Here is a 3865-nt window from a genome sequence, read left to right on the forward strand (position 1 = left end):
CAGACGGCACGGCGTCGCGGCTCTCGCCCTGGCGACCCTGACCGCCACCATCTTCACCGGCACCGCCTCCGCCACTCCGTCGGCCTCCACCGACGCCTCAGCCATCGCCGCCCCCACGCCTGGCGCTCCCGGCCAACTGCCTGTCGGCGGAACTCCCTTGGACGGCACCGCCCAGGGCATTGCCAAGGGCGCAGCCAAACCACCCGCCCAGCGTCAGGGCGTAGTACCGGGCCAGGTGCTGGTCACCCTGAACCAGGCCACCTCGGTAACCGGCCCCGCTCTCTCCGGCAAGGCCCAGGGCAGGCTGGCCGCCCGGGTCCCGCAGACCAGCGACAAGGCCCTCGACGCCAAGCTACGCGCAGTGGGCGCCACCTCCTTGCACCCGCTGTTCCCCACCACGGCTGCCGGCTCACTGGCCGATGCACCTGACCTGTCGCGGACCTATGTGGTCACCGTGCAGGACAAGGATTCGACAGCCGTCGCCAGCGCCCTCCAGGGCACCTCCGGTGTCGCGTACGCCGAACCCGACCGCTACGTGAACACCATGAACGCCGGCCCTCAAGCACTGCCAACCACCACAACCCCTGCTCCGAAAGCCCCCGCGGCGACCGGCCCCGCTGAGGTCCCGTCGAACTACGCCGTGTCGAACTCCGCCCAGGCCTTCCTCAACGCCGGCGGAGTCAACGCGATGGGTGCCTTCACCACCCTCCAGAAGGGCTTCGGCCAGCAGCCAGGTACCGGCGAGATCATCACCAACGTGTCCATCGGCGACCTCACCGACCAGTCGATGGCGGATGCTGGGGACGACTACGTCAAGGGCTACGGCCCGACGACGGTACTGAAGGACGGCCGGCGCTACCTCGACCTGCCCTCGATGCCGCTGATCCCCACCTATGTGGCCGGCGGCGACGGTTCGCTCGACCCGGCCGGCTCGACCAAGAACCAGGATCCCGTACTGGGCGAGGTGCTCCTCGACTTCAGCGTGATGGCCCCGCTCCCCCACGATCAGCAGCGCGAGGACGCCACCGGCAGCGGCTATACCGACCTGCTAGGGATCGCGCCCGGCGCGGAGTACCGGCTGGTCGTCCCGCAGGAGCCGACCATCAAGCAGATCGCCGGCGCGCTGCTGGCCGCCGCTCACCAGACGCCGCGCCCCAGCGTCATCACCGCGAGCCTCGGATTCGGCACCGACTCGGTCGGGTTCCCGGGCCGCTATCTGGAGGACGACCCGTACGTCCGGGCCGTGGTCGCCTCGATCGTCAAGAAGGACGGCATCGTGGTGTCGATCTCCTCGAACGACGGCACCCGGCTCTACACCCCCGCCGCGGTCGGCCCCGACGGCGGCAGCACCCCCACCGACAAGGCCGCGAACGCCAAGTCCGCCACCACGATCGACGATGTCGCGCTGACCACGACGCCGTCGAAGGTCCCCGATTCCGGCGCCATCGCCGCCGGTGGAACCACCTTGGACGACACCCTCGCAGTACCGGCGAACGCCAGCGGAACCGGTACCTATGCGGAGACCCGGATCAGCGGCTTCGGCACCTTCTCCTCCGGCTTCGGCAGCCGGTTGGACCTGTCCGCCCCCAGCGACAACATCATCGCGCTCCAGCACACCACGGGCGGCAACGCGCAGGCCGTCACTCCCGTGTTCAACGGAGGTACGTCGGCGTCCGCGCCCGAGATCGCCGCGGCCGCGGCAGTCGTGCTCCAGGCCGGTCGACTGGCCGGTCATCGACTGAACCCACTGCAGGTCCGGGATCTCCTGAAGGAGACCGGCCGCGCGGTCCAGACCCCGCCGCAGATCGACCGGAAACTGCAGGTCGGACCCCAGATCGATGTGACCGCCGCGACCGAGAAGGCGCTGGGCGGCAAGCTGAAGAGCACCTACCCCTCGATCGTTCGGCTCTCCGTCGCCCATCGGTTCACCGTCGGTGGCCTCGGTGGCACCTTCCTCGAGGCCACCGAGCAGGACCGGATCGACCTTGGTGACATGGCTTCCGGCGGAAACGGCCAAGGCCTGGTCGGCCCCGTGACCTTCGCGGCCGACGTCACCGGACTGCCGCAGCACGCCAAGCCGCAGTACAGACTCACTGTCGGCAAAAGCACCTTTACCTCCGCCACCCCGGCGATCAGGGTGACGCCGCGCCAGCTCCTGACCGCGGCCGGGCTTCCGGTGATCTCCACCGCTGATCGCAGCGTCGATCTCACCTTCCAGGTACTGGTCGGCGGCAAGGCCCAGGCGACCGTGCGGCGCACCCTGACCATCGGCCCGAGCGACGGCCGGTACGTCGAGTCCACCGCCCCGCTCGCCCCGGCGACCGCCCAGGCGGGGAAATCGGTCACCATCTCCTACGACCTCACCGGAGTCACCACCGCAACCGCCCCCGAACTGGTCGTGTCCACAGTCGGCCACTGGAACCCGTCCCTCGGCCAGATCTTCTCCGCTGGTTGGCACCAGACCCTGACCGCCTCCACCGGCACCGTCACCATCCCGGCCGACGCCTTCAAGGGCGGCGGTGGCCTCTATGGCATCGGCATCGCCCTGTCCGGCTTCGGCGGCAACCCCAGCTTCACCAAGTACGGCGAATTCGCGGCGATCCGGATCGCCGGCGGCTCTGAGACCACCCGGCCGGACGCACCAACCCTCGCCGGCGCTGTCGGCGCTTACGGACACACCGCCGAGGTCACCCGCACCGCCCCTGCCTTCGATCTGCGCTACGACGTGCGCAGCATCCCGGGCGCGAGGTCGGCGATCATCGAGTTCTCCGCCCCGGCACCGACCCTCTTCGGCTCGCTGAACACGTTCACCAACGCCAACGGATCGACGCTGGACAACGACGGAGTGAACACCCCGTCTTCGGCCACCAAGACTGTGTCCACCACCTCGGGCACGGTCCGCCTCAGCGCACTGTCCCTCGGCCTGACGACCTCCGCCAACTACAGCGTTCGCGTACTCGCTCTCGACAGCAAGCAGCACGTCATCGGCCAGGCGTCACCCGTCTCCAACCTGGTCGTGGACGACGGCCTGGCTCCCGACGGCAGCACCCTGCTGAGCTTCATTGCCGCCGGCAAGGACTCGATCGCTGCACTGCGCACGGTTGCCGGTGGCACCGAAGTACGGCGCTACTCCACCGCAACCGGTACTTATGGCGCAGTACTCACCTCGGACCCGAGCGCTGGTTCCGACTACCACGTGATCGGCGTGGCTCCTGGCCGGGTACTACTCGGGCACGCGGGCCAAGCAGGTGGCGACGTCCAGCTCGAGACGTGGGACACCGTGACCGGCACGTTGGTGGGCAGTTCGGTACTACGTGCTTCGGAGTACCGGGTCGTCGCCGGGAGGGTCGATGCCAAGCGCAACCGGGCCGCAGTACTGGTCCGAGCCATCACCGGCAACGTCGACTCCGTACTCCCGGTCGACCTCGCCGACGGCACCGTCGGAGCCCCGATCCTTGCTGACGGCAACGACAGGATCCCGGCCGGCACGTACAGCCTGCTGGAGCTCGACAAGTCCACCGGCACGGTGTTCCTGGGCAAGATCGGCAGCGCGATCATCTGCCTCGGCGGGGTCGCGCCGGCCAAGGTGGACCTCGACGCCAGGACGGTGACCACGGCGGAGTCGGTCTCCGCCTGCGGCCGTGGCATCGCCTCGGACGGCGCCGGCACGCTGTACAACCTGGCGGCCGGCTCGGTCAGCACGAAGATCACACCGACCACCACGCTCACGCCGTACGACGAAACGACCCAGACCACGGGCGACGGATTCGCCTTGCGCAAGGGCACGCCGAACTCGTTCGCCGTCGACGGTCTCCACCACATCGCGCTCGTTTCGTTCTCTGCTCCCGAGGGCACCATCTACTTC

1 protein-coding gene is annotated in these 3865 nt (G+C 69.1%); it reads left to right on the forward strand.

From position 1 onward, the window contains the following. The coding region (locus VFG33_RS28430) for a S8 family serine peptidase (protein WP_325056044.1) at nucleotides 1-3865 on the forward strand (3865 nt) is incomplete at both ends.

It is taken from the genome of Kribbella sp., assembly GCF_035687465.1.
Lineage (GTDB): Bacteria > Actinomycetota > Actinomycetes > Propionibacteriales > Kribbellaceae > Kribbella.